The sequence below is a fragment of the Xanthomonas sp. SHU 199 genome (assembly GCF_000364665.1).
Classification (GTDB): Bacteria; Pseudomonadota; Gammaproteobacteria; order Xanthomonadales; family Xanthomonadaceae; genus Xanthomonas_A; species Xanthomonas_A sontii.
The window spans coordinates 1-1,537 of record NZ_AQOI01000650.1; the positions used below are offsets into that span (position 1 = coordinate 1).

General features: G+C 72.6%; 2 protein-coding genes. Both read left to right on the forward strand.

Annotated elements, in window-relative coordinates:
- A partial coding sequence (locus D183_RS0118660; RefSeq protein WP_017910335.1) for a PH domain-containing protein occupies positions 1 to 467 on the forward strand: 467 nt, incomplete at its 5' end.
- On the forward strand, positions 464 to 1,537 hold a 1,074-nt coding region (locus D183_RS0118665), incomplete at its 3' end, for a PH domain-containing protein (protein ID WP_017910336.1). The genes D183_RS0118660 and D183_RS0118665, both read left to right, overlap by 4 nt.

Below are 1,537 nucleotides of genomic sequence, written 5' to 3' on the forward strand. Positions count from 1 at the left end.
CCGACTGGCAGCCGGTGCCGTTGCGCGGTGCCTGGCTGGCCGCGCTCGGTGGCGGCTGCATGCTCGGGCTGAGCCTGGTGGTCGCCGCCGGCATCGTCGGCCTCAGCCTGCACAGCCTGCATGCGTTGGCCCTGGGCGCCGTGGCGGCGGCGGTGGGCAGCCTGTGCGGCGCCTGGGTCGGCTTCGTCCGCCACCGGCGCATCCGCTGGCGACTGAATGCCCAGGGCCTGGACGTGTTCCGCGGGCGTCTGTGGCAGAGCGAGACGCACGTGCCGATCTCGCGCGTGCAGCACCTGGACCTGCGCCGCGGTCCGCTGGAACGCGCGCTGCGCCTGTCCACCCTGGTCGTGCACACCGCCGGCACCCGGCATACCGCGGTCGCCGTGCCCGGCCTGGACCAGGCCGACGCGCAGCGCCTGCGCGAACGCCTGGCGCACCAGCTCGACCACGACGACGACGCGCTGTGAGCGACCTCGCCGACACCGAGCGCACCACGCCGGTGCGGCGCCTGCATCCGTGGTCGTGGCTGTTCGTGCTGCTGCAGCACCTCAGGCACTTCCTGCTGCCGTTGCTGGCGCTGCTGGTGTTCGGCAGCCGCGACGGCCACCGCGATCACGCCGATCACCTGGTGATGCTGGCGGTGTGCAGCGGGCTGGTGGCGGTGTCGCTGCTGCGCTATCTCACCTACCAGTACCGCATCGGCCACGACAGCCTGAGCATCCGCAGCGGCTGGCTGGAACGCAGCCTGCGCGAGATCCCGTTCGCGCGCATCCACAACGTGGTGGTGCACCAGTCGCTGCTGCACCGGCTGTTCGGCGTGGCCGAGGTGCGCCTGGAATCGGCCGGCGGCACCAAGCCCGAGGCGCAGATGCGGGTGCTGCGGCTGGACCAGGCGCTGGCGCTGGAACAGCAGATCCGCCACCGCGCGCCCGCCGCCGAGCGTGCCGAGGCCGGCGACGACGCGGGCGCCGCGCCCGCCGTGCCGGACAGCGAACTGCTGCTGGCCCTGCCCACCGCCGAGGTGCTGCGCCAGGGCCTGATCTCCAACCGTGGCATGGTGGTGCTGCTCACCGCGTTCGGCGCCACCTACCACCTGTTTCCCGAGCGCATGATCTCCAACGCGATCGAGCGCTACGGGCGGCAACTGTTCGGCTATGCCACGCACCTGCAGTTGGGCTGGATGGCCGGCGCGGTGACCTTCGCGCTGATGCTGGCGACGCTGTTGCTGCTGATGCGCGCCTTGTCGATGGGGCTGGCCATCGTGCAGTACCACGGCTTCCGGCTGAGCGAGAGCGAGCGCCGGCTGACCGTGGAGCGCGGCCTGCTGACGCGGTTGCGCAGCAGCGTGGCGCGGCGCCGGATCCAGGCCTGGACCCTGCACGAGAGCGTGCTGCAGCGGCTGCTGCGGCGGCGCAGCCTGCACATCGACACCGCGGTGATCCAGTCGCACCACGGCCACGGCCACGACCACGCACTGACGGAACTGGCGCCGCTGGCCACGCCGGCCGCCTGCGATGCGCTGCTGCAGCGGCTGGTG